24 protein-coding genes are annotated in these 25,829 nt (G+C 36.6%); 11 read left to right on the forward strand and 13 right to left on the reverse strand.

Features of this window, described 5'->3' with window-relative positions; genetic code table 11:
- Nucleotides 1-124 precede the first annotated feature (124 nt).
- The 3 genes from LGQ02_RS13800 to LGQ02_RS13810 all read right to left on the reverse strand — a co-directional run bounded on the left by LGQ02_RS13800 (nt 125) and on the right by LGQ02_RS13810 (nt 3,324).
- The gene (locus LGQ02_RS13800) at nt 125-988 is read right to left on the reverse strand and encodes a proline iminopeptidase-family hydrolase (RefSeq protein WP_226514941.1); all 864 of its coding nucleotides are present in this window, start codon (nt 986-988) and stop codon (nt 125-127) included.
- Nucleotides 989-1,030: 42 nt separating this feature from the next.
- Nucleotides 1,031-1,747, reverse strand: coding sequence for a class I SAM-dependent methyltransferase (locus LGQ02_RS13805; protein ID WP_226514942.1), 717 nt, complete (start codon nt 1,745-1,747; stop codon nt 1,031-1,033).
- A 155-nt stretch (nt 1,748-1,902) separates the two neighbouring features.
- A complete protein-coding gene (locus tag LGQ02_RS13810; RefSeq protein ID WP_226514943.1) occupies nt 1,903-3,324 on the reverse strand; it encodes a tyrosine phenol-lyase in 1,422 nt (473 codons plus the stop codon).
- Nucleotides 3,325-3,650: 326 nt separating this feature from the next.
- Between LGQ02_RS13810 and coaA the strand changes: the two genes are divergently transcribed.
- Both coaA and LGQ02_RS13820 read left to right on the forward strand, forming a co-directional pair.
- Complete coding sequence (gene coaA, locus LGQ02_RS13815) at nt 3,651-4,607, forward strand: type I pantothenate kinase (RefSeq protein ID WP_226518319.1); 957 nt, start codon at nt 3,651-3,653, stop codon at nt 4,605-4,607.
- A gap of 287 nt (nt 4,608-4,894) precedes the next feature.
- Nucleotides 4,895-6,142: a TolB family protein gene (locus LGQ02_RS13820; protein WP_226514944.1), complete on the forward strand. Its 1,248-nt coding sequence runs from the start codon at nt 4,895-4,897 to the stop codon at nt 6,140-6,142.
- 66 nt (nt 6,143-6,208) lie between these two features.
- Here LGQ02_RS13820 and LGQ02_RS13825 read toward each other — a convergent pair whose 3' ends face one another.
- The gene (locus LGQ02_RS13825; RefSeq protein ID WP_226514945.1) at nt 6,209-7,219 is read right to left on the reverse strand and encodes a YcjF family protein; all 1,011 of its coding nucleotides are present in this window, start codon (nt 7,217-7,219) and stop codon (nt 6,209-6,211) included.
- 240 nt (nt 7,220-7,459) lie between these two features.
- Here LGQ02_RS13825 and LGQ02_RS13830 point away from each other — a divergent pair, with 240 nt between their 5' ends.
- Both LGQ02_RS13830 and LGQ02_RS13835 read left to right on the forward strand, forming a co-directional pair.
- Complete coding sequence (locus tag LGQ02_RS13830) at nt 7,460-8,848, forward strand: MFS transporter (protein WP_226514946.1); 1,389 nt, start codon at nt 7,460-7,462, stop codon at nt 8,846-8,848.
- A 266-nt stretch (nt 8,849-9,114) separates the two neighbouring features.
- Nucleotides 9,115-9,474, forward strand: a complete 360-nt coding sequence (locus LGQ02_RS13835) for a hypothetical protein (protein ID WP_226514947.1) — start codon at nt 9,115-9,117, stop codon at nt 9,472-9,474.
- Nucleotides 9,475-9,523: 49 nt separating this feature from the next.
- Here the strand turns inward: LGQ02_RS13835 and LGQ02_RS13840 are convergent, their stop codons facing one another.
- The gene (locus tag LGQ02_RS13840) at nt 9,524-9,772 is read right to left on the reverse strand and encodes a hypothetical protein (RefSeq protein WP_226514948.1); all 249 of its coding nucleotides are present in this window, start codon (nt 9,770-9,772) and stop codon (nt 9,524-9,526) included.
- A gap of 270 nt (nt 9,773-10,042) precedes the next feature.
- Between LGQ02_RS13840 and LGQ02_RS13845 the strand changes: the two genes are divergently transcribed.
- The 4 genes from LGQ02_RS13845 (at nt 10,043) to LGQ02_RS13860 (ending at nt 14,805) form a co-directional block, all read left to right on the forward strand.
- A complete protein-coding gene (locus LGQ02_RS13845) occupies nt 10,043-12,316 on the forward strand; it encodes an ATP-dependent helicase (RefSeq protein WP_226514949.1) in 2,274 nt (757 codons plus the stop codon).
- A 384-nt stretch (nt 12,317-12,700) separates the two neighbouring features.
- Nucleotides 12,701-13,459, forward strand: a complete 759-nt coding sequence (locus tag LGQ02_RS13850; RefSeq protein WP_226514950.1) for a YheC/YheD family protein — start codon at nt 12,701-12,703, stop codon at nt 13,457-13,459.
- A gap of 359 nt (nt 13,460-13,818) precedes the next feature.
- Complete coding sequence (locus tag LGQ02_RS13855) at nt 13,819-14,268, forward strand: CotY/CotZ family spore coat protein (protein ID WP_226514951.1); 450 nt, start codon at nt 13,819-13,821, stop codon at nt 14,266-14,268.
- Nucleotides 14,269-14,421: 153 nt separating this feature from the next.
- Nucleotides 14,422-14,805 carry a CotY/CotZ family spore coat protein gene (locus tag LGQ02_RS13860; protein WP_226514952.1) on the forward strand — a complete coding sequence of 128 codons (384 nt, stop codon included), beginning with the start codon at nt 14,422-14,424 and terminating at the stop codon, nt 14,803-14,805.
- On the opposite strand, the gene LGQ02_RS13865 is transcribed toward LGQ02_RS13860, so the two are convergent.
- Together LGQ02_RS13865 and LGQ02_RS13870 are read right to left on the reverse strand one after the other, a co-directional pair.
- Nucleotides 14,800-15,513, reverse strand: coding sequence for a CotO family spore coat protein (locus LGQ02_RS13865; RefSeq protein ID WP_226514953.1), 714 nt, complete (start codon nt 15,511-15,513; stop codon nt 14,800-14,802). The two genes, LGQ02_RS13860 and LGQ02_RS13865, sit on opposite strands and share 6 nt — an antisense overlap.
- Before the next feature lie 93 nt (nt 15,514-15,606).
- Complete coding sequence (locus LGQ02_RS13870; RefSeq protein ID WP_226514954.1) at nt 15,607-16,335, reverse strand: hypothetical protein; 729 nt, start codon at nt 16,333-16,335, stop codon at nt 15,607-15,609.
- A gap of 166 nt (nt 16,336-16,501) precedes the next feature.
- On the opposite strand from LGQ02_RS13870, the gene LGQ02_RS13875 reads away from it, so the two are divergent.
- The gene (locus LGQ02_RS13875) at nt 16,502-17,056 is read left to right on the forward strand and encodes a hypothetical protein (RefSeq protein ID WP_226514955.1); all 555 of its coding nucleotides are present in this window, start codon (nt 16,502-16,504) and stop codon (nt 17,054-17,056) included.
- Nucleotides 17,057-17,132: 76 nt separating this feature from the next.
- Here LGQ02_RS13875 and LGQ02_RS13880 read toward each other — a convergent pair whose 3' ends face one another.
- Both LGQ02_RS13880 and LGQ02_RS13885 read right to left on the reverse strand, forming a co-directional pair.
- Nucleotides 17,133-17,477, reverse strand: a complete 345-nt coding sequence (locus LGQ02_RS13880; protein WP_226514956.1) for a DUF1360 domain-containing protein — start codon at nt 17,475-17,477, stop codon at nt 17,133-17,135.
- 102 nt (nt 17,478-17,579) lie between these two features.
- Nucleotides 17,580-17,672, reverse strand: a complete 93-nt coding sequence (locus LGQ02_RS13885) for a YjcZ family sporulation protein (protein ID WP_404802360.1) — start codon at nt 17,670-17,672, stop codon at nt 17,580-17,582.
- Between the two features lie 683 nt (nt 17,673-18,355).
- Between LGQ02_RS13885 and LGQ02_RS13890 the strand changes: the two genes are divergently transcribed.
- Entirely contained in the window at nt 18,356-19,714 is a 1,359-nt protein-coding gene (locus LGQ02_RS13890; RefSeq protein WP_226514588.1) for an IS110 family RNA-guided transposase, read from the forward strand.
- Between the two features lie 390 nt (nt 19,715-20,104).
- On the opposite strand, the gene fabI is transcribed toward LGQ02_RS13890, so the two are convergent.
- Together fabI and LGQ02_RS13900 are read right to left on the reverse strand one after the other, a co-directional pair.
- The gene (gene fabI / locus LGQ02_RS13895; RefSeq protein ID WP_226514957.1) at nt 20,105-20,884 is read right to left on the reverse strand and encodes an enoyl-ACP reductase FabI; all 780 of its coding nucleotides are present in this window, start codon (nt 20,882-20,884) and stop codon (nt 20,105-20,107) included.
- A 253-nt stretch (nt 20,885-21,137) separates the two neighbouring features.
- Complete coding sequence (locus tag LGQ02_RS13900) at nt 21,138-22,970, reverse strand: monovalent cation:proton antiporter family protein (RefSeq protein ID WP_226514958.1); 1,833 nt, start codon at nt 22,968-22,970, stop codon at nt 21,138-21,140.
- A gap of 285 nt (nt 22,971-23,255) precedes the next feature.
- Here LGQ02_RS13900 and prpE point away from each other — a divergent pair, with 285 nt between their 5' ends.
- Nucleotides 23,256-24,008, forward strand: a complete 753-nt coding sequence (prpE, locus tag LGQ02_RS13905) for a bis(5'-nucleosyl)-tetraphosphatase PrpE (RefSeq protein ID WP_226514959.1) — start codon at nt 23,256-23,258, stop codon at nt 24,006-24,008.
- Nucleotides 24,009-24,112: 104 nt separating this feature from the next.
- On the opposite strand, the gene LGQ02_RS13910 is transcribed toward prpE, so the two are convergent.
- The gene (locus tag LGQ02_RS13910) at nt 24,113-25,021 is read right to left on the reverse strand and encodes an RluA family pseudouridine synthase (protein ID WP_226514960.1); all 909 of its coding nucleotides are present in this window, start codon (nt 25,019-25,021) and stop codon (nt 24,113-24,115) included.
- Nucleotides 25,021-25,815: an NAD kinase gene (locus LGQ02_RS13915; protein WP_226514961.1), complete on the reverse strand. Its 795-nt coding sequence runs from the start codon at nt 25,813-25,815 to the stop codon at nt 25,021-25,023. Before LGQ02_RS13915 ends, LGQ02_RS13910 begins: the two co-directional genes overlap by 1 nt.
- Nucleotides 25,816-25,829: the final 14 nt, after the last annotated feature.

A 25,829-nucleotide genomic window follows, 5' to 3' on the forward strand; every position in this document is an offset into this window, starting at 1 on the left:
GTGACACATTTTTTCAATTAAAGATTCATGCAAAACATAACGAATTGATTAATCAATGAAGCAAAAAAGCACCCCATTATGCAGGTGCTTTAAACTTACCATTTTAATCTTATTTGTCTCATCTTTAAAAAAAATCTTTCATTATACGTACATACTCCTCCTCTTCCTCTAAATAAGGAATGTGTGCACTATTTTCAAATACGTGGAACTGTGAGTTCGGTGTTAATCTATGATAGTATTCCGTCGTTTTCGGTGTTGCTTCGTCAAAACGACCGCAAGTGTAAAGGGTTGGAATCGTTAATTCATTTAGCTGATTAGTACAATCAAAGCTTTTCAAATTTCCTGTAACATGAAACTCAGAAGGTCCCCACATTGTTTCATATGAATCTCTTCCTTTATATTTTGCCCCATCAATTAAAATTTGCGGTTTCGGATCTAGCCTGCAAACAAACCGTTTATTAAATTCCGCTGTCGCTTTTTTATACTCTTCAGAATTTGTCGTACCGTTCTCCTCACATTTTTTTAATGTATCTTGAACGTCTTGAGGTAGCTCTTTACGATTTCTGTCTTGATCTTCGGCCCATAACGGGGCGCTAAGACAAGGACTCGAAAAGATGATACTTTTCACACCTTTTGGCTTCGTTAACGCATAAGCTGCTGCTAATGTTGTTCCCCAAGAATGACCGAGAAGGTGGACTTCACCTAAAGAAAGAGCCTCACGAACGAGAGCTAGTTCTTCTACAAAGCGATCTAAAGTCCACAAACTTTTTTCATCAGGTCTGTCTGAATGGCCACAGCCGAGCTGATCATAAAAAATAACCGGACGGTCTTTTGATAATATACTTAAACCTTGCATGGAATAGTGTGATGACCCTGGTCCTCCATGCAAGATGAGAATAGGAGTATTGTTTTTTGAATGCTCTTGTACATGTTGTTGATACCATACTTTTCCGCCAGTTACGTTTATAAAACCTTCTGTTACTGTCATTTACTATCCACTCCTAAAAATGTAAGTTCATTGTTTATTGATTCATCCATCTTCTTTACGACATTTTGCCTTAATGATTAAAAAGTGAGGGTGTGTTTTCAAGTATTGGTACGACTTTGGAGCTGTCTCTTTCATCCTTTCATGTGGGCGTGGCTCGTACAACGCTTCTAACGAGAAAAATTTCGTCGTGTCACGCATGATTTGTTCCATTGATCTTCGGTAGAAACTTACATCAATCGTAAGGTTTGGTTTATTCCAAGTGTCTTTGAGTAACTTTGTTTCGAAATAATCGTCACAAGGAAACTTTGTAAAGTCCATAAAAGGATGATGAGTAGAAAATAGAAAGGTTCCATTTGGCCTTAAAACTCTTTGAAACTCACTGAACGTGAATGCCCAGTCCTTTAAGTAATGGAGCGTTAAGGAAGAGGCGATGTAATCAAATTCATCGTTTTGAAACGGAAGTGTAGTTTTTAAATCATGGCAAAGTAAATGAGCATCACTATTCAACCTTTGTTTTGCTACTTCAATCATTGCCGGACTGATATCGATGCCTGTAACGTCAGCCCCTCGACTCGTCAAAACATCTGTATACCAGCCAGCCGAACAACCGGCATCGAGTACTTTTTTCCCTTTAAGGTTTTCAGGAATTTCTTTTAGCATGGCCGGCCTTTCATAATCTGCATTGTAAGGACTGTCTTGATCTACATGCTGCGCGTAGACCCTTGCTAATTTGTTATATGTATCTTTTATGTCCTCCAAACCCTCACCTCCAGTTAATTTTGTTACATCTCTTCTTATTTATTTCTCCTAAAAATACAAATCACCTCTTTTAATAATATTGTAAAACGCATTTCACACTTGATGTTACTCCTTAAGAAGGCTGCCTCAACCATGTGAGGCAGCCAATGAATATGTTATGTCGTAGTAGATGATGTTTCGTTCGTCATTAATTCTCCACTTGGAGACAGCGGTTCGAACCTTGCGTTAAAGAATCGTAATGTGGGTGGTTCATACGTCATTTTCAGTCCTGAGATTTGATCTCGTTTTTCATATAATGATATGACTGAGTCAGCAACGACATCCATATGGTTATTTGTATAGACTCTTCTTGGAATGGTTAAACGAACTAATTCAAGTTTTGGCTTATTATTTTCACCTGTTACTTTATTTCTCCCACCTGAGACGATCCCTCTTTCCATCGATCGTACACCGGAATCTAAGTAAAGAGCTGCTGCAAGAGATTGAGCTGGAAGTTCTTCATGTTTCAAGTGCGGTAAAAACTCTCTAGCATCAAGGAATACGGCATGCCCTCCAATCGGCTTAACGACAGGGATCCCCGCTTCAATTAATTGCTCTCCTAAGTACCTTACTTGATGAATGCGGTGTTTAATGTAATTATCATCAATCGATTCATAAATTCCTTGTGCCATCGCCTCCATATCACGACCAGCAAGACCACCGTATGACGGCATTCCTTCATATAATACAACGAGTTCTCTTGCTCTTGTATAAAGCTTTTCATCGTTCATCGCTAAAAAGCCGCCGGTATTCACTAAACAATCCTTTTTACCGCTCATCGTACAACCATCAGAGTACGAGAACATTTCCTTAAGAATGTCCTTGATCGATTTGTCTGTATATCCTTCTTCACGCTCTTGAATAAAAAAGGCATTTTCTACACAGCGCGTTGCGTCATACATAACGTCAATTCCGTGTTTTTGACAAAGCTCATAAACGTCACGCATGTTTTTCATGCTGACAGGTTGACCCCCTGCTAGGTTGACCGTTACCGCGATACAAACATAAGGGATTTTCTCCGCACCAACTTCATGAATGAGCGATTCTAATTTTGACAAATCGACATTCCCTTTAAACGGATGATCATAAAGTGAATCGTGCGCTTCATCAATAATGATATCAACAAATGTTGCACCGTTTAACTCTTGATGTGCTCGAGTTGTTGTAAAATACATGTTTCCTGGTACATAATCGCCTTCTTTAATTTTCATTTGTGAAAGTAAATTCTCCGCTCCCCTACCTTGATGTGTCGGAATCACAAAGTTGTATCCGTAAATTTCTTTTACTGCTTGCTCAAGCTTATACCAACTTTTACTTCCTGCATAAGCTTCATCTCCAGTCATTAACGTTCCCCATTGACGATCACTCATTGCTGTTGTCCCACTATCAGTTAACAAATCAATATACACATCTTCTGAATTGATCAAAAACGTGTTGTAGCCCGCCTTCTTCAAAGCTTCTTTTCGCTCTTGTTCATTTAACATCTTTAACGGTTCTACAGCTTTAATTTTGTACGGTTCAGCAGTGCGTCGTTTCATCGTCATATCCCCCTTAAAATTGTTGGATTTTTCAAAATTTACGGAACGGTTATATTTTATCAAGTAAGAAAAAAGCTTACAAGAACATGGATAAACGCTGTAAAGCTTTATCATTTATACGCTTTAAACCTTTAATGTACATGCTTTTAGACGATCTAGTAAACCAGCCTTGGCAATCATTTATCTGAAAATGCTTTCATTTTCCCGTTACATCTATTAAAATGAAACACGTTATATCTGTTATAAAAAAGTCGCATTTTTCACATAAACGGTTTATACTTTTTTTGGAATGACTATTACGTCGTATAAGGAGATTCGATATGATAATGACGGAAGAAAAACAAGGTTCATATTCACCATATATTACGTTACCTAGAGAAGAATGGGCTGAGTTAAGCCCAGGAGAAACCCAACCGTTAACAAACGATGAAGTAAAGAAGCTCCAAGGGATTAATGAATATTTATCGATGGAGGAAGTTTCAAATGTATACTTACCTTTATCCCGACTTTTAAACTTATATACGACGGCATCACAGGACTTACATTCCGTTACAAACGTTTTTCTTCATAAACAAACGAAGAAAGTTCCGTATATTATTGGGATGGCAGGTAGTGTCGCTGTTGGGAAAAGTACAACAGCACGTGTGATTCAAGCACTATTATCACGCTGGCCAAATCATCCAAAAGTCGAACTCGTCACAACAGACGGCTTCCTTTATCCAAACCACGTGTTGGAAGAAAAGGGGATTATGAACCGAAAAGGATTTCCAGAAAGTTATGATACTGGAAAGTTGGTTAGGTTTTTAGCTGATTTAAAATCAGGTGTGTCAGAAGTAACTGCACCTGTTTATTCACACTTAGTCTATGACATTATCCCTGACAAACAACAAACGATCACGCAGCCTGATATCGTTATTGTGGAAGGTATTAACGTTTTACAAGTATCGAAAGATCGAGTGACGAAAGAAATCCCTGATGTGTTCGTTTCTGACTTCTTCGATTTCTCTATTTATGTCGATGCAGATGTTAAGGATATATACGACTGGTATATTGAGCGTTTTAAGACGTTACGGAACACAGCATTCCAAAATCCTAATTCTTATTTTAAACGGTATGCTTCGTTATCTGACGAAGAAGCAGTGAATGTTGCTTCGCGCATATGGAGAGAGATTAATGAGAAAAATTTATATGATAATATTTTACCGACGAAACATCGTGCCGATTTAATATTAGAAAAAGGCAACAATCACTCGGTGCAAAATGTTCATTTACGAAAAGTATAATGGTAAATAATAATGAAAAAATATTTGATTGCGCAGTAGCTTGATGAAGTTTGATCAAGTTGCTGCGTTTTTTAGTGAAATTTTATAAAGTTTGGTTGGTAATTCAACTCCGTCTTTATTTTGTTCATCGTTTTCCTGATTCGTTCACTTTTCTCATTTACTTGCGACTATCCCCATTTACTTGCCACCTTATTTAATTATTTGTAACTCACCCCTTCGTTTTCGACACATAATATAAGCACTTCGAAAGATATTAGAGATACAACATTATGCGAGGATGTGAATTTGTGAGACGATTTATATTAACTGTCCTCATCCTACTATTTTTTGTTCCGGCTCCAATATCTGCTGCTGAACCTACAATTAAAGCTGGTTTTATAAGGGATGGGGATTTATGGATTTTACTAAACGATCAAGAAGAACAAGTGACGAAAACTGGGCAAGTTATTTCTCAACCTAAGTGGTCGCACGATGGAGAATGGTTATTATATCAAGAGAAAGCCTCAGCAGAATTCAAAGAAAAAGGCGAACAAACTGAAATTTGGGCTTATCATATTAAAACAAAGGACAAGAAAAAAATCTTTTATGATGGACATTCTCCTAGATGGGCACCAAATAAAAATATCATTGCCTTTACTGCGAATGGGAGTCTAAATATATCTAATTTAGATCAATTTTTTAACGTTGCAGCTGGAGTAAGTACTTATACATGGTTGCCTGATGGGAGTGGGTTCTTGCTTTCCTCACGAGGAGTCCTTCGACCTGATGGATGGACAAGTGCCATGCTTTTTACGAAAAATATAGCGGATGATTTGGAAGACATTGATATATTAAGTAATGTTGATCAATTTTTTACCCTTCCAAAAGAGGTAGGTATGAATGACAACAAGGTCATTGCTGTAAATGCTGGTGATTTTGCTTTTTCTCCGCATAGCAAGTGGATTTCCTTCATCGTTTCACCAACAGCTTCATGGGCAATGGATAGTAATATGCTTTGTGTGATTTCGAGTGATGGAAAAGAATTTAACGTGTTAGATGAGGTAGTTCGAGAAGTTGGTGAGCCTAAGTGGGCACCTTCTACTGATACAATCGCATTTATTGCTGGTGGTGGAAGGATTGTATTTGGGTTTAAAAATAAAGATTTGAAAGTAAGAGAATTGCCCGCCTCAGGATCATACACACCTACAAATTATGCAGACCTTGATTTTGACTGGGTGACAAATCATTCAATTGTTACGTCAAGGGTTAAAGAAAGTGAGTGGTCAAACGATTTTAGCAAACACCCATTACCTGCTCTTTACTCCATAAATATCGAAACGAATGAGCAAAGACAAATCACTCATCCCCCAAGTGGATTAGGTGATTATAAACCACAGTATGTAGATGTCATCGATAAGCTCGTTTGGTTAAGACGCACTTCATTAGTAGATGATGCTGGGACACTTTGGAGAGCAAACGCTGATGGTTCAAATGCTAAAGAATGGTTGCAAAATGTCGAATCAATTACATTTTATGAAAAGGCTGAACAGAGTTAGTTCGATTGTCCACAATAAATGGAATAAAATATCCAGGTGCCAGGCACCTGGATATTTTATTCCATTTTACGTTTGTTGTTTCACTTCTTTTTTGAGATTTGTATGGTATAAATCTGTTAATAATTCTTTATCTAGATCAAGGTCTTTTTCGTACATGTATTTAACAGATCTACCAAGCGCTAGCGTCATTGCTCCTGCTACACTTGCCCCGATCACCATACCATACCCTGGGATGACTTTTGACAGCTGTCTGACGATCGTTCTACCGATATTGCCCGTAATTGTGGACAAAATCATGCTTTTAGCTCTCGTTTTCGTCATTTTCTTCCCATATATTTTTGATAATTTAATAAGCATTCTTACTTGAATCGCTGATAATGGAACGAAATCAGACCCTGGGATTGGGGAGGCACCGATACTTGCAGCTGCGATACTTGTCCGATTAATCACACGGTTTGCTGCTTTTCCTTTTGCCCTCAAGTGCCTCCCTATGACAAAATCCTTGTCTTTCATCAGTTCAAGGATCGCGTCTTCTAGGCTTTCGATCCCCTCTTTCGTTTTTGAAGATACAGGAATGATGTCATATTGACTCCCAATTTGGGATCGTATATAACTGACTAACTCACCCACATTTTCCGCTGCATCAATTTTATTTAAAACGATAATAATTCGTTTATGTTCCTTTTTTATTTTTTCAAAAGACTCTTTTTCACGATCAGATAGCACGGTTCCAGCAGCATTCAAAAAGAAAAGAACGGCATCCGCTTTCTTAAAATATTCCCATGTTTCACTTGAGTGTTCGCTTACAACATCAGAAAGGCCTGGCGTATCTGCAAAAATAATGTTTTCTTTGTAAGGGATAATTTTAATAGAAGTTGTTTCACCAGGCAATGCTCCGACACCTGTTACAGGTTCATCAAAAATTAAATTTAACGTGGAAGACTTCCCAGTATTCACATCCCCGACAAAAGCTAATATACAATCTTCATCTAATTGTTGGTTAATATCGTCCATTTCTTTATCAAACTTTGTATCAATTGTCTCTTCCACTTCTTTTTTCATCTCTTTTTCGTTCACATTTGTCCCCCCTTCCCTGCATCATTTATTATGTACGACATTTATTTTTTCTTTCTAACAATTATTACCCTAACACTTTCTTCTTCAACCGTTACTAGGAATTATTTCTTTTGACAAACTGAATAATAGTTTTTAAGATTGAAATAAAGATATTTCTACTCTCGAAATATTTGGATGAGATAACATTCTATTCTCTTGTACCATCCTTTACTCAAACTTATGATTGAAAGTTGGCTGAATATGGCAAACGAAACTGAAGCTTCTTTTCACCTTGATAAGAAGCAAAAATCAAATTTAACTTTGCTTTTATGTATTATTTTAACGTTTACCGTCATGAACGGGACGATGTTCAATGTAACAATTCCAGACATTGCCGAGGAGTTCAATCTTCTTCCTTCCGAAGTAAGCTGGGTAATGACTGGTTACATTTTAGTTTTTGCTGTCGGCTCTCTTATGTATGGAAAGCTTGCTGACATTTACCCTATAAAAACATTGCTCACCATTGGGCTTATCCTATTTGCAGCCGGAGCAACATTAGGTCTGTTATCGACGAATTATCCGATGCTGCTTGCTGCACGTATTTTACAAGCTATGGGTGGAGCTACTATACCAGCACTTGCTTTTATTATTCCTGCACGTTTTATGCCAAATGAGCGTGGAAAAGTATTTGGGATTGTCTCTTCAACCGTTGCGTTTGCTTCTGGGGTTGGACCGATCGCAGGAGGACTCATCGGTGGAGCGTTTAATTGGCGCCTTTTATTCATATTTTCCATTTTAGCACTCTTGGCGATTCCTTTATTACGTAAGTGGATCCCAGATGAAGAAAAACGTGAAGGTTCAATAGATATTATTGGTGCGATTCTTATAGCACTTAGTGTCAGTAGTTTGTTAATGTTCATCACTAGTTTAAATGTATGGGCCCTAATTTTTAGCTTGATTATTTTTATCGTATTTGCTTGGCGAACATCTGTCGTGAAAGAGCCCTTTATCCAGCCAGCGATGTTAAAAAATAAATATTATGCGACTACGATTGCAACGAGTTTCTTAGGGACGATGGCAATGTTCGGAATGATTTTTGTTATCCCGATTATGGCGCGTGACATTTACGACCTGAACACAATCCAAATTGGTCTCCTCCTTTTCCCAGGTGCGATGGCGGCGGGGCTGATCGGACAATTCGGTGGAAAACTCGTTGATCAAAAAGGGAGTTATCCGGTTATTCGGCTTGCGTTTTTATTTGTTATCGCAGGTACATTATTAATTTCTACTTTCACTGGCTTTCCAGTCTGGATTATTGCAATTAGTATTCTCGTCCAATATATCGCTTTTCCACTTATTCAAAGCTCAACCGCAAATTTATTAACGATTGTTGTCCCATCTAACAAAACCGGTGTTGGTATTGGGTTGTTTAATTTGCTGAATTTCATGTCAGGGGCAATCGCAAGTGCAGTTTTTGGTGCTTATTTAGACTTACAACAAGCAAACCTTTCATTTAACCCCCTCGTTAGTATTGGCGAACATACGATTTATGCGAACTTATTTATTGGGTTAACAGTTGTAACAATCTTTGCCCGTTGGTTATTTTCACACGTATATAAAGACCACGAAACGGTAAAACAAAGGAACTAACATCGACTCTCTTAAGCTGTCTCATCTGTGAACAAACACGGATGAAACAGCTTATTTTTTTTGTAATAAAAAGGCGAAAATTTTTTTAAAAAAACTCTTCCCTTTTTACTCACCATCTTTTATAATTCCGTTAGAAAGAGTTAAACGAAGTAAACTTATATATACTCGTAATAAAACGTTTTAATCGTTTATATCGGTGGTAAATGACAATATAACGATAAATATAAACAATTATCGTCTCTTTCAGAAAAAAAGGAGGGTTTACAATGAGAGGAATTTGGTTCTTTTTAGGGGTAACACTTTTCTTCGCTGTAATCGGTTACACATTTAATGGTGATGAAACGAATGCCCAAGAAAGTGCGCAGAAAAAAATCTTTAAAGAAGTTAGTGGGGTTGTGTTGAACATAGAAGAGGACTACCTCTTGTTAGGACCCGCTGATTCAGAAATTGAGGCTGTAAATTGGAGAATGAGTAATGAAGGACAGGAAGGAAAGCCAGTTAAATTATATTTCTTAGATGATCGCAGACCCCTTGTTCAAGAAGGTGCTTTCGTTCAAGGATTCGCAAGAGACAACCCACAGTCACCTACTTATTCCTTACTTGATGTATCAGCAAAAGTTTATTAACTGTAAAGCCTAAGGTGATTAAACATTCACCTTAGGCTTTTTTAAACATTTATATCGTTTCATCGAAAAACTTCCCTTTGCCAGTGAGTTTCTTTTCATGATATTTTAGTAACTCAGAAAAAGGGATCGTACTTTCTTCTTCATGATCTTCATAATGGTGTTTCGTCTTGTCTTTTAATGCATCAAAAAATTCAGGTCGCTGAACAGGCTCTGTTTTGCTGATCATAGGTGAACGAGATGTTTGACGATTACTATAAAGCAATGTTTGTTCATCTTTTACTAATGGAATATACCCCATATATATCACCTCTCTATATTCATTAATCCCCTCTTCTTTAAATCTGTATGCGTGATTTTTCGAAAGAATCTAAAAACTTATCTTATTTAAACCATTCCCCGTCAGGAATTCATTTCCCTCTTTTTTCTCCCCACTAGTTTTGTCACTTTTTAGGAAATGTAGTCGTCCACTCTTTCTCCGTAACGAAAAAACTTTTATCGAACATCCTCTATATGTATATTCTCGTTTTTGGTAAGATGGAATGAGTATTTTATTTTTCGGAGGTCAAAAATGAACCGAGCAATGATCAATGGTCATACGTATGATCTTTCTTCTTTACAACGAGGAGAACTAACAAAAGTTTTTCACTTAACAAAAAAACACGAAGCAACTTGCACTATTTGTCACAAACAAGTGCAATTACATTTATTCATCAAACAACCACCAATGTTTTCACATATCGATGAATCTGAGGATTGTAAGGAATCAGCGCCTTCAGTAAAAGTTTCTACACAGACAACAGAAAAGAGCGAACCTGGAGGAATGATCACATTACCAAAAAGTAAATCGATTCAAAACCGTTCCGTAGAAACCGTCGGGATTTCTAACTGGAAACCTCCGATATGTTTGGATCCGAAGGTTGCATGGAAAGAAGAAAAACACGAAAGTTTCACATTCCAAGAAAAAATGTTTAGTCATGACCAACTTCAAGCAGTAAAAAGTATAAATGGACCCCACCTAATCATCGCTGGTGCTGGTAGTGGAAAGACAAGGGTTTTAACCGCAAGAACTGCTTATATGATTTCTGAAAATCTTGTATCTCCAAAACAAATCATGCTAGTGACATTCACTCAAAAAGCCGCTCAGGAAATGAAACGCCGTTTAGCAACCGAGTTTTCATTACCACAAGAAGCTGTACAATCAATAGTAATGGGGACGTTCCACTCGCTCTTTTACCGAATGCTGATGCATCATCAACCTGATCGTTGGCGACAAGATCAGCTTTTATCAAAGAAGTGGCAGCAAGAACGTATTTTTCAGCAATTACTTATTCACATGAAATTAGACGAAAAAGATGTAGCAATGGATGTCCATATGGTACGAATTTCAGCTTGGAAAAATGAGTTATTGTTTCCTGATCAAATCGAACCTGCCGATGCTGAAGAAGAAGAAACATTAACATTTTATAAAGCGTACGAAGACTATAAAAAGAGGGAAAATTTGTTTGATTTCGATGATATGCTTATCGGTTGTTACCAAATGTTAAAAGAAAATCCTGATCTTCTTCAGCTTTATCAAAACCGATTTAAACATTTTATGATTGATGAGTTTCAAGATATAAACCTTGTTCAATATGAAATCATGAAAATGATGGCTCTCCCTGAAAATCAACTATGTGTAGTTGGTGATGATGACCAGTCGATTTACCGCTTCCGTGGAAGCCATCCAAAGTATATTCTTAACTTCCAAGAAGAGTTTCCTCATGCGAAAAAAATCGTGTTAGCAAACAATTACCGTTCTACTTATGAAATTGTAGATGCTGCAAACAAAGTGATTCAAAAGAATAGTGATCGCCATGTTAAAGAGATGTATGCACTAGCTAGCAGTGAAGAAAAGCCAACTGTTATTTTTCCATATGATGAAGAAGAAGAAGCGTTTTATATTATTGAAGATATAAAAAAGAAATACGTTCACGGGGAAAATGACGATGATTTTGCGATTCTATACCGCACACACGTACAATCGCGAGCGTTGTTTGAGCTCCTTCTTGAAGAGGACATACCGTTTACGATTGATAAAGGCAGTGATGTGTTTTATGAGCGCTCGATTGTAAAACATACGTTAGCTTTTTTTCACATTGCCGAGAATGAAAATGATACTGAAGCGATGGAGAAGTTATTAAGAGTCTGGTTTTTAAAAAAGACTGCACTTCGAGAGTTAGAAAGGTTAACGATCTTAGAGGATAAAAGTCTATTACAATGTGTGACAAGCTTGGAAGGGCTGCCGGCATTTCAGTCTCGTAAATTAAAACGGATCTTGCCAATGTTTAAGAGATTGCGAAAAATGCCATTAGAAGATGCAATGCAGCAAATCTATGAAGAAATGGGCATGAAAGAATATATTCGTAAAAACGGCAAAGAAGGGAATGGATATGATAAAGGCTCAGATGATTGGGCAGAGCTTATTACATTAACGAAAAAACATCGTGATATTTTATCTTTCTTAGAACATATTAAATTTGTTAGTCGCGCACATCGTGAAAAAAAAGCAGAAAAAGACCGTTACGGCGTTCAACTCATGTCGATTCACCAGTCAAAAGGTCTAGAATTTCCATATGTATACGTCATCGGCTGTAACGACGGCACTCTTCCCCATGAATATGCATTAGACTGTTTAAGAGATGGAGATAAACAATTTTTCGAAGAAGAAAGACGTTTACTATACGTCGCCATGACTAGAGCCATTGAAACACTCACTCTCTCAGTTACTGACTTCAGACGTGGTAAGCGAGCTTCCCCATCACGGTTTCTAAAAGTTTTTCCTGAAATAAAAAAGGAGCTATAATGGTCCGCTAAAATTCATCACCTCTATTTACTCTTATGATATTTCCACAAAAACCCAGGTGCCTAGCACCTGGGTTTTTGTGGAAAAACATTCCTTTCTTTACCTCGTTCTTATTCTTCCTCCACAATTGCAACCTTTCTTCCTTGGTCTAGATGCTGTGTTACGTAGTTTCGTCCCCTTTTTCACAACTCGGTTACTCTCCAAAACCTTGCCTACTGCTTGTCTGTCTCTATTGGCCATAACCCTTCAACTCTTTTTTATTAATTTATGAGGTGGATACATTTTTGTGAAGTCATATCTCCCTATTTTATTTCAACTTATCGTTTTCATTGAATACTTTTATATAAGAGTTCTAATATAACAGACTAAGGAGAGGTGAACGACTTGAAAGGTCAGCGAATTGGCGACAAATATTTTAAGCAGCAATTATTAATAAATGATCCGAATACATCACGTTTTGTACCTAAAATGAAAGTGTTTACTGACCATAACTTTTGGGTCTTCCTTAATGAGTATAAAAAAGTTGTTATTAAACCAATTCGAGGCTCACTAGGTAAAGGACTCATTTTCATAACTAAGACAGAACCTGACATATATGACGTACATTCATTGAATCAAAGAAAAGTCATTTCAGGAAAAAATAACGTCCTTACTTTTATAAAAAGTAATGTTAAAGCAAAGAGTATGATCCAACATTATATACCATTAGTCAAAGTAAAAGAGCAGCCATTAGATTTTAGGCTTATTTGTCAAAGAGAAAAAGGGTCCAATGAATGGGTCGTAACTGGAAAGTACGCAAGGGTTGCCCACGCTGATTATGCTGTGACAAATATGACAAAAGGTGCAAGTATCTTAACCGTTGAAGATGCTTTATCCCAATCAAACCTTTGTAATGATACAACTAATGACATCTCACTTACATTAAATAAAGTCGCTATATCCGTTGCAAGATGTTTATCTAAACAATTTCATAAACAATTGATCTGGGGATGTGACCTTGCCGTAGCAGATGATGGGTCGGTATGGATTATCGAAGCAAACAGCAACCCACAAACGAATGGCTTTAACCAGCTAGAAACCTTGCAACCAATGCTGCACCTTATTAACCAATATAAGCAACGAAACAAAAACTTTTGGAAATGAAAAAGGACACCCACTTTTTCCTCTTGAGTATCCTTAACACATTTATCTTTTTATTGACTTAATAAGTATTTGGCATAGTCCATTAATGTTTTGTGAACTTTTTCCTATTTATCTGAAACAAGGTCTTTCACTCGGAAGGTCAATGTTTCATAAGATAATTCACTTCAATAAAATACCATCGATTGTAACACTTACATCAACTTAAGTCGCCAATGTGAGGAAGCTTATTTTCTCTAGGCGCTTTCTAGTGATTTCGCTGAATTCTTAGATATTTCACCTATATATGCACCAATAGACTGATAAAGCATACTCTAATATTGACTTAGAGTCAAAACGTTTATCACGAAGGAGGAAAAAGAATGGGCTGTGGTAAAAAATTTGACACAGGTAACTGTGTTTGTGATGTTTTACTAGATATTGCAGATGCGCAAGATCAAACAACAGATACTGATTGTATCACAAGTTGTGAACAGTCAATTAGAGAATTACTAGGCGGAATGGCTCCTACAAACTTTAATACAGTTCCTTTCCAGTTACTTTGCGCTTGTGAAGATGAGCCGTTTACTGCAACTGGATATGTTAGAACAAACGGTACGGCAGCAGTGATCGAATCTTCATTTTTCCGTGTAGATTCAATTGATGAAAAAGACTGCTGTGCAGTATTAGAGCTTCTTATCGCACCAGAAATTGGTGAAGATGGTGAAATTAACCTAGACGATTTTGAACGTACTGGAGCTTGTATTACAGTTGACTTGAAATGTTTCTGCGGAGTTGTGTGCTTACCAGCTGTTTACTTGCCATCTGCATAATGGCAATTCCTTAAAAAAAAGCCTTAGTCAACCTTTATTGACTAAGGCTGAATTTTTTCTTTCACTCCCATCCATATACCGATAAGATTTTAGTCAAAATGAGTTTTATTTATCATATTAATAATTATCGGTCTAAAAAATGGAGGGGTCATAATGAATAATCTTCGTAACAACTTGATAAAAATCAAACAAATTCAAGACGCCATTGAAAAACCAAGGTTCATTCAAAAATTATTTATAGTGACACCAATAAAAGATACGATTCCAATTTTTATATACTTAAATAGTGGCTCGCTTTTTTATGCATATGGAAATATAGGAAGTGCAAATCAATCATTTTCTACTCCCTTTTTTCGTGTTGAAGATGTTAGTAACACGACCGTCATCTTGTCTTTGTTAAAGCCCGATAGTAGCCCAGTCACAAATGATAATTTATATAATACTAAAGTAATTGAAAAAAGCCCCAATTTTATTGAAGTGAGTCTCGATATGGTTAGTGCCATACAGTATTTAAATGCGAGTTTATTAAAATTATAAGCTAATAATCTTTAAATATTTTATTTGATCAATGTTTAACTCAACCGTTCGGTAATTATTTGTCAGCATCAATGTAAGTTTATTTGTCTCATTATCACAGGAATAGATCATCCCAATATATATTTTATTATCAATTTTTAATTCAATGACAGGCTTTGTAAAATATCTAGGCAATGTCATTAAATATTTAATTTTACTTTCTACGTCCAAATCTAAAAACGAACTTGTTTGAATTTCTATGCGTGCTTGATTATGTGTTTTCACATGATTATCCTTCATTAAAGAAGCAAGCTCATCATCTTCTTTGTTCGCTTTCTTATCTTCTGAGACCTCTTCATTTCCCTCTTTATACTGTTCTTTATCGTTGGCACCTCGTACCTCTTCTTCGTTCGTATTTACCTCAACATCTTCTACAACTTCAACCTTTTCACTGGCTTCCTTAATAGGTTCGATATGTTCTTCCTTTTTTTCAGAGTCACTTACCGCTATTTCTTCCCCACCATGAACATTCTTTACTTGTTCGTCTTCTAATTTTTTCGTTTCTAAGTTTTCATCACAAAATATCTCATTTTCTTTTTGTTCAAGCTTCTTCTCCTCTTTTGTTTTTCTTGTATAACTAAATTCTTGCATGTTCGATTCACTAGGCTTTACTTTCGGTTGGACGACATAAAGTAAAGGTTCCTTCCGTTTTCCCTTCATTATTTTCATTCCTCTCCTTTCTTCGACTATTTAAAAGCAAGGATTGAACATTTTTTCATTTGAAAACAAATAGGTGAAAAAGGGTTATTATTAAAGCTAGTGTTAATCCTCTCTTTTATGATCTCTTTTCACTGAACGCTGTTCTTTGTTTACTTCAGGCGAAGTATGGCCATTTGTCATAAATGGAGTATTTCTTTCACTTAAAAACGTCGGAAAGTTAGATATAAGTCCACGAAGTACCGGGTGTATCTCACCATGGTTTTCGATGCGACGCATGGAACCTGTACTCTGTTTTTTGTTCACACGATTAGTTTCGTTTGTTGTTTGCAGTTTGTCGATTTTATTTTCAAGACGACTAATTGTCAATTGCTGATTTTTCTCTTGTTTAGACCTTTCTTCTAGTACCCTCGTTCTTTTACTTTGTTCTCCTTTCAGTTTTTCTTCTAAACTTTTAAGTTTTGATTTCATTTTATGAACTTCTTCAAATAACTGTACGATCTTCTTGTCTTTTTCATCATTTGCTAGCTTAAGTTCATCGAGGGTTTCCCTATAAATATCCAATTCATTTGATGAGTGCTCATTGGTTTTTTGTAGTGATTTTAGTTGATTAACTAATTGATCCTTTTCATTGTTTGCTTGATCTCGTTCTTTCTTTAGCTTTTTAACCTCTTCTTCCAATTGCTTTTTATCATTTTTTAATTCTTTTAATACATAAAAATGATAATTGGCTTCATATTCATTTAGTTTTTTCAAGTACCTCTTCGATTCAGCTTGGAGATGAATAATCTTTTGTTTCAGTTGGACTTTTGACAGCTTATCCTTATATTTCAATGCGTTCCCCCCAAAAAATATTAGCCTTTTATCTCTATCCTATGTTTGTAATGGGAAAACTTGCTCAAAATGAAAAGGAGAAAATTTTGTTCGTTACTAGTTTTATACTTCTTACTTTATTTTTCACGCATAAAATAAACTAAAAATTGTTCAGAGAGGTGAAAAAATGACCAACAAACAAAATTTTCGTTCAAAAAAGAACACGTCTTCTTCAATGACTCACGTATCTGTACAAAACAGCACGATAAACTCTCAAATAAAATCATACTTTAGCCATTCAGTGTTTCTACCGAACTTAAAACATATCGACCAGCGAGAAAAAGAAGCTATCCATGTAATTGGCCACTATACGATTGAAAATATTGGTGACCGACCATTAAACAATCTTTTTATTTGCTTACGTATGAGTCCATGTGAACATATTTTGCTATCAGGAAAAATTGAATTAACCGATCAACATGAAAAAGTACCTCCTGTTGAAGATTGGGTATATATTCAAGATGGATTAAAAAGTTTGGTTAATACAAAGGGAGAACATTGGTTAAGACCACTTCATTTCAAACAACTGTTACCTGGTGAAAAGCAGTCTTTTTCAAATTTCACTTTTACACTTCACCCTAATGAAAATGTGTCACACTTTTTAGTTGAGGGTGTTGTATTTTCTAAAGAGGTACGACAAGGGGTCTCTGCTGTAAACACAATCTCAGTATTCAACCCATGAGAAAACCAGAGTGCTTTAGGTCACTCTGGTAATCGTATAAATCACTCTTCTTCCTGCTATGTGTCTTTATTCTACATCATTGAATCACAATCGTTTCAATAATTGCAGCAACACCTGCTGCTGCAAAAACGGTAATAATGAATGAAAAAGTAAGTGGAAACATGATATACCCTATATAAATAAATGCAGCTCCCCATATTCCTATACACCAATGGCAACTTAATAGTTCTCCTATCCACTTTTTCCAGCCATTCTCTGCTATTATATAAACCGTTTCTAGTTCCCCATTTTCATTCGTCAGTTCTTCCAATTGAATAAAAGGCTTCCGTATAACCGTTGTGATTTTGTCATATACAATTAGGTGTGAAAAACGAAAGACTGCTAATGAGTACAAAAGAAATTCAAGTAGTGTAATTCCCATAATTTGAACCCACTTTCAGGAAAAATGAAAAACTCAATCAATCGGAGCAAGGGAAGATCCCCTTACTCCTTTTTAAACATTGCCAGTTTATTTCGTCTCTACCTAGCAATATGCTGCTCCAACGATTACTAACAAGATGAAAAGCACGACGATTAACGTAAAGCCATTGTAGTAGCTCATTCTTTTCACCTCCATCACCTTTCATTGAGGAGTTCTCTCTCTTATCATTATGTCAAATGCCCTTTTTTGTTTTAGACGAATGTCTAACTTAAGATAATTGGGCTATTGCATTTTACCTTTTTGAAGAAGGTGTTCTCTATATCCCCCTTTGAACTTGGTTTTAGTCACCCACTAACTACCGTGAACCACTACCTTCCTTTTCTTTTTCACAAGATTAACGTCACCATTCAGGTACAGTTGATAATCGTTGATGCTAAGCCTTCATAAACAAAACTTGGCTTATCGCCAAGTCCTAATGGCGAAAGCCTTAGTTGCACCGAGCAACAGCTTCTTCGAAATTACTCCGACATGCGACGAGTAACCGCAGGAGCAACGAGCAACGGCTTCTTTGAAATTACGGCGAGTTGTGACGAGCAAGCGTAGCGGCGCAGGAACAAGGAAAACGTGTCTCTTCCTCTTCCAGTATAGCTATGCAGCTTTGTCCGTCGAGACAACTCGAAGTACCTCTGAGAAGTAACGCTCGTCGCTGGAGCTAGACGTAACCACTAGCTAGGTATTTATCCACAAGCACATATTTTATAAATTCCTGGTGTATGAAATAATAATTTTGTACAAAAAAAGTCCCACTGACTATGCTACGATTGAAGTACTTAACCAAGTTTAACTCAATCACCCACCCACCAAGGAGGTCATAGTCAATGAGACTACTTAAGAGTAAACAAGGATTAAGAAGAAGTCAATTCGCACAAGAAATTCGAGGGGCTGATTTAGAAAAAGTATTACTTGTTCCCATAGATGTATCAAAAGTATTACAAAAATCAATGATCATGAATTATTATGGTGAGGTTATAGATGATCCTTTTTCCTTCATGGTCAATCAAACAGGAATGAACCTTTTGATTCAAAAGATTGAAAAAGCAAAACAGTACTCACAGGCTGAGCGTGTGTTTGTAGGAATAGAAGCTACCGGTCACTATTATGAAGATATCGTTCGAATCCTAACGGATTGTGGATATTCTGTTCACATTATTAATCCTGCTTCTACTAATGAAGAAAGAAAGCAGCACCTTACTTATACGAAAACTGATGATATCGATTTGTATTTAATAGCTGAGGTTTTAATTGGGAATAAAGCTACAAATGCAAAACTCTCTAAAGGAGATTACAAACGACTCCAACATCTCACAAGGGCTCGAAGAAGTGAAATCAATAAGCGTTCTCGGATTAAAACAGAGATACGTACTATGCACGATCATATTTGGCGTGAATATCAAGGTTTCAGCGTATTAGAAAATGGAAAAGTCAAAACCAAACGAACTTTTAGTGATTTTTGGGGAAAAGCTAGTATGCATTTATTAACCCACTTTCCACATGCGTCTCAAATTTTAGAACTTGGAGAGGTTGGATTAAAAAGATTGTCGAAAGATCACAATTTAAAAATAAGACAATCAACCATAAAAAAGCTTCTTCACGCTGCTGATGAAAGTGTATCAAAATCTTTAGAGGAACTCTCAAGTGAACTTTTCATCTTAAAACAAAAGCTAAGGGATTACGAATGGCATACACAAACCATTCAATCATATGAGTTGGAAATTGAGCGTATTTTCATTAAGACAGATGGTATGCTTCTCCTTACAGTCCCAGGAATCGGTCTTGTCACTGCAGCCGAAGTCTATTGTGAAATGGGAGATCTTTCTCATTATTCGAACGCAAACCAAATCATAAAAAAGGCAGGAACCAATCCTACGATTAAACAATCGGGGCCAGATGCCGGCTATTACGGTCATATTTCCAAACAAGGAAACGCAAACTTGCGAAGAGCCGTCTATTACGCTGGTCGCTCACTTAGTGTGCATAATGATGCCTTAAAACCTTTCTATTCTCGATTGAAAGAAAAAGGTAAGAAGACTAAAAAGATATATATTGCTATGGGAAACAAATTCTTAAAGATTGCTTTTGCGATGTTAAAAAATCAGACACCCTTCCAGTGTAAAGAACCCAACTTTAACTACGAAAAAGAAGTTATGAAAAAACTTGCTCTACCAATAGCTGCATAATTTCACATAAAAAATAGGCACCATTCTTTTGGTTCGAGTGGAGATCCAATCTATTTTCCTGAGGCCCTGACCTCGAAGTTTAGCTTAATCCCACTCGTCCTGTAAATGCGAATCAGTACGTTAATAAAACATTTTGTACTCTATGCCAGAATGCATCAATGCAGAAAAAGAAGCGAGTGTATACCCCATTTCTGAATCAAGAAAGTGGTGCCTATTTCATAAATAACTTGGTTAATTGTTACTTGTAAAAAAATCCAATTACAGTAAGTGTGTTTGAGTTACTCAAAATCTTCAAAAAAGTATTTGACATTGTACGCTAGACTACAAAAAAAGATGACTCAAAAGCATTTCATGCTCTTGTGAGTCATCCTCTTCTTGCATTTGATATTCTTACATCAGGCCAATTGTATTGTACCCACCGTCTACATGAAGTAGTTCTCCTGTAATCCCGCGGGACATATCACTCATTAAGAATAGTGCTGTATCTCCTACTTCTTCTTGAGTAACAGTACGTTTTAAAGGTGCGTTGTCTTCCATTTCTTTTAATACTTCATTAAATCCACCAACACCTTTTGCAGAAAGTGTACGAATTGGGCCAGCTGAAATTGCATTAACGCGAATATCTTCTTTTCCTAAATCATTTGCTAAGTATTTTACACTTGCGTCAAGTGATGCTTTTGCTACACCCATAACGTTGTAATTTTTCACGACACGTTCACCACCTAAGTAGGTTAACGTTACGATACTTCCACCTTCTGTCATAAGTGGACGTGCAGCTTTTGCTACAGCTGTTAATGAATAAGCAGATATGTTTTGAGCTAACATGAAGCCATCACGAGTTGTATTTAAATACTCGCCATCTAATTCTTCACGGTTCGCAAATGCAATACAGTGAGCAATACCATGAATGTCACCGACTTCTTCCTCAATTTGATTAAATGTTTTATCCACTTCTTCATCATTCGTTACATCGCACGGCAGAACTAGTGAGTCATTTCGCTCTAATGAATCGGCTAATTGTCGTACATTCTTCTCAAGACGCTCTCCTGCATATGTAAAAATTAAACGAGCTCCTGCCTTAGATAAAGATTCAGCAATCCCCCATGCTATACTACGTTTATTTGCAACACCCATAATCACATATGTACGCTGGCTTAAATCGATATTCATGAATCATTTCCTCCTCAACATTTATATGTTGTTGTTAGTACTTGGTCTTAATTTTATCTCGAATCGCTAATAACGTCAATCTTCTTCTCCACGTTAATACTCTTTTTGGTAGTTATGTTCTCTATTTCCTATACAAAAAAGCAGAGGATATTCCCCTGCTTTTTCTTGGACACTCTTTAAAAGGTACGTCAATCGTAGTAACAAGTCATTAAAACATTCTGCCCATTTTTTTTCTTATTAATCGTCGAAAGTGTTATTTTTCAAATAATCTTCTTAATTCGTTAACATGCTCTTTGCTTCCAGTAACGACTAGCCGGTCTCTCATCTCTAGAACTGTATCCCCATGAGGAATAATTGATTCATTCCCTCTAAAAATTCGAACAAACACTGCATCGCCAAAGAACGGCATTTCTCTTAAAGGAGTTCCAGCAATACTTTCATTTCCAACCTCAACTTCAGATAAACCATTTTGTGGATTTCCAAATAGTTCTACAACATGAGGTGATTCAATTAATGTTTTCAATACAAGTTGCGTCGAGAAGAAAATTGAGAATACATCAACACCAATGTTTTCAAGTTCTTCTTTATATTCAGGCATATCTACCCTAGCTATGACTTGCTCAATTCCTAACTCTTTTGCGTACTTTGCAATCGTTAAGTTTTTCTCTTCATCACCTGTTGCAACGACAATAATATCTCCTTCAAAAACATCGTGTTTTTCTAACGTTTCTACGCTAAAATCAGCCATTTCATTTACGGAGAACGATGAATCAATATTAAATTCGTCAATTTTATCTTGTTTACGGTGAAAGATTTTTGCTTTAAAACGAGAACGATCTAAGTTTAACGATAATGGCATTGTTAGCTGATTCGCCCCAACAAACATGACATCGCTGACATCGTCATCTTCATAACGAGGAAATAGCTTTTTAAATACAATTGGCGTCAAAATACAGGAAAGTACAGCGACTAAAATAAGTGCAGATGATAGAAGCTCATCTATAACGCCGATGCGCTCTCCAATTGCAGCCGCGGCGATAACTAAACTTAACGTAGACGTTAATAAAAACCCTGCTCCGATCGTTGTTTTCCAGTCATACCATTTTAATAAAAATAAACATGGAACAACTTTTGAAATTAACAACGCTAGTAATAGAAGCGGAATCAATAACATAACTTGACTGTCACTAAACAATGCCCATAAATCAAGGTCAACGCCAACCATGACGAAGAAAATCGGAATAACAAAGCCATAGCCAAAGGAATCAAGTTTCTTAACCATTTCTTTATTAGGCGCTAGCAATGAAACAAGTACTCCAGCTAAAAAGGCACCTAAAATATTCTCTGCTCCTACTGTTTCAGATAGTGCAACAAGGAAAATGATTAATGCAAAGATCGCACGTGTGTCGATCTGTATCGTCCCTTTTGTCATTGTTTCGAAGAATGAACGGTGCTGATACTTTTTTGCTACCCAGTAAATCAAAATACCTGCTGCAAATAAGATAAGAAGCAACCACATGTTGCCTCCTCCTTCAGCGTAGATAGAGACAAAAACAGCAAGTAAGACCATTGTTACAAGGTCAGCTATAACAGCTACTAATAAAATCGTCTGTCCAATCGTTTTATCCATAATATTTGCTTCTTTAAGTGTCGGCACAACAACTCCTAAAGAAATCGTCGATATGATCAAAGTCATCAGAAACGCATTATCAACAAACCCGAGCCAGACTAACCCAAACGATAAAAGTAATGATAAACCAAATACCCCTATAAAAATAATTGTAGCCGCAACAAATGGATTTGCATCTGAGGCTACCTTTTTCTTCTTTTTATTTGCAAAAGCTGAAAAATCAATTTCTAAACCACTTAAAAACATTAAAAAGATAAAGCCTAATAACGATAAAGATTCTAGCCATATGTCTGTGCTCACTAGGTTAAAACCGCTTTTTCCTATAATAATTCCTGCAATAATTTCTGCTACAACAACTGGAATGACTCTTAATTTCAACTTGTGTAACAATACGGGAATAAGAAAGGCGATGGAGACGACAATAACTAATGATGTGACTGCTGCATGTTCTTCCATGATGTGTTCCCCCTTCTCCTGTTCTTTTAGGCTCTGTTAAAGTTAGTTGTTGATTTTCGTATTAAAGGTGGATGCTTGCACCTCTGGGCACAAGTGTGACATCCCTCAAATCCCAAGATATCAACATTGAGCTTTAACACAGCCTTCTTTTATAATAATAATTGGCCTTTATGCTCATCTTTATGTAAAAAAGATATTACAAATGATGATTAATAGCCAAACTTTACAAACGATAACCATCATATTAGAGCATTAGTACATTGTCAATACATAAGTTAGGAGGAAATGTTATTGTACGATATTATTGGTGATATTCACGGTTGTTATGAAGAAATGCATGACCTTTTACAAAAACTAGGATATACAATTAAAAATGGAGGGTTATCTCATCCTGAAAACCGTAAACCCGTCTTTTTAGGTGATTTGACAGATCGAGGACCTCAATCTGTCCCAGTTATGGAAGATGTAACGAAATGGGTGGAAGATGATCTTGCTTTATACTGTCCTGGCAACCACTGTAACAAGTTATATCGATACTTTTTAGGTAGAAATGTTGTCATTAATAATGGTCTTGAAACGACTGTTTCTGAACTAAATAATTTATCGAATAGAGAGTTCAAACAAATCTCTACTGCCTTTAAAAAACTGTATGAATCCTCACCTCTCTATTTGGTTTTAGATGAACAACGTCTAGTTGTTGCGCACGCTGGAATTCGCCCAGATTATATCGGAAAAGACAGTAAAAAAGTTAAAACCTTTGTTTTATATGGAGATATTACAGGGGAGAAACATCCAGATGGTCGTCCTATTCGTAGAGATTGGGCAAAAAATTATGATTTTGACAACTTTATCGTTTACGGTCATACACCAGTAAAAGAACCAAGAAAAGTAGGGAACACCGTTAATATTGATACAGGTAGTGTGTTTGGCAACCAATTAACGGCGATGAAATGGCCAGAAAAAACATTCATTTCTGTTCCATCTAAACAACCATTTGTTGAAGAAAAATTTAACCCCATTGGTGATACATTAGTATAAACAAAACTTGGCTTATCGCCAAGTCCTATGGCGAAAGCCTTAGTTGCAGTTATACTTTAACCCTTTAGCAAAGTTAAAAATTCTTAAAGTATAAATAACAGCCCTCAAGATTTTGCCTTGAGGGCTGTTAAAACATTTTTCATATCTTTTGGCAGAGGTGCTTCTAAAAACATCTCTTCTTCTTTTATCGGATGTACAAAGTTGATTGAACGAGCATGAAGTGCTTGTCTATCAATATACTTTGTCCTTCCACCGTATAATGTATCCCCTTGTAACGGATGACCTATCGAGTTCATATGAACGCGTATTTGGTGGGTTCTCCCTGTTTCTAATTCCAAACGAACGAGTGTCCCTTCAGTTGTGGTTTGCTCAACCTGAAAATGTGTTAACGCTCGCTGTCCAACGTCAGAGACTTTTCGTTCAATGATACTTCCTTCCTTACGAGTAATTGAAGCATCAACCGTCCCTTTTAACTGATTCATCTTTCCATGAACAATAGCCATGTAAGAACGCTTTATTTTGTTCTCTTTTTGCATTTGTACAAAGCGGTCATGAATGTAACGGTGTTTCGCAATTAAAATAACCCCTGACGTATCTTTGTCTAATCGATTGACCGCATGAAATGTTGTCTGAATATCACATTCATCATAGTATGCTAAGACTGCTCCCGCTAAAGAAGGTTCATTCGGGTCTCTAGAAGGAATCGTTGGCAAGCCAGCTTGCTTATTAATAACAAGTATATGTTCGTCTTCAAACACGATATGTAACGGTAACGAATAAAGCGGGACATTCTCGCTTCGCTCTTCGGGCGGGAAAAAGACTGTGACGTCATCACCACTTTTTAGAACAGTCCTTACATTTACTTCTTCCCCATTTACGGTTATTTTCCCACCTTTAAATTTCACATCTGCAAGGGCTTTGCGAGAAAGGTGCTTTTCGTCACGCAAAAACGATCGTAGTAATTGTCCATCTTGTGTGTTCGTTACTTGCCAATTTAGAGATATGGTTTTCATTAGTCCGTGATGAAGGATTCTTTGACTCTTTTCCAAAATGGAAATGGACGAAACCTTGCAAACCGCACTTTTTCTTCTGCTACTCTACATTGGATGGACTTAACTTCTTTTTGAAGCAACGTTTTATGGTCAATCGTCACTTGAAAATCTACATCATTTAAAGGTTTTAACAAACATGTGTGGTGTTGAGGTAATACAAGTGGAGAACCAATCGTCCGGTAGACACGATTATTAATTGAAGCCATTTCAGCTAATTGAATCGTTGATAAAGATGGGTGTAAAATTGCTCCTCCTAATGCTTTATTATAAGCAGTACTCCCTGAAGGGGTCGATATACATAAACCATCCCCCCTAAACGTCTCAAACAGGTCGCCTTTAATTTCAATATCCATAACTAGGGAACCTTCCGTACTTTTTACTGAACATTCATTTAACGCAAGAAACCGTTCTGTTTTCTGTTCACCGTGATGGCGTACGACAACCTCTAAAACTGGATATTCCACAATTTTAAATGGTGTTTTTGCTATATGTATCACAAGTTTTTCTACTTCATCTGGCTTCCAATCCGCGTAAAAACCAAGGTGACCTGTATGAACACCAACAAAAGCAGTATCGTAAAGACGGTCAGTATACTCATGAAAAGCTTCTAATAACGTACCATCTCCACCTACTGAAATGACTACATCCGGCTCTTCTGAATTATAGGTGAGTTCAAATTCTTGTAAATAATTCTTGATTTTTTGTGTAATCATATTTGAATCATGATCACCACGAGATTTGACAGTAAATTTCATCCTTTACCTCCACA

Source organism: Bacillus shivajii, from assembly GCF_020519665.1.
In the GTDB taxonomy this organism is placed as follows: Bacteria; Bacillota; Bacilli; order Bacillales; family Salisediminibacteriaceae; genus Bacillus_CA; species Bacillus_CA shivajii.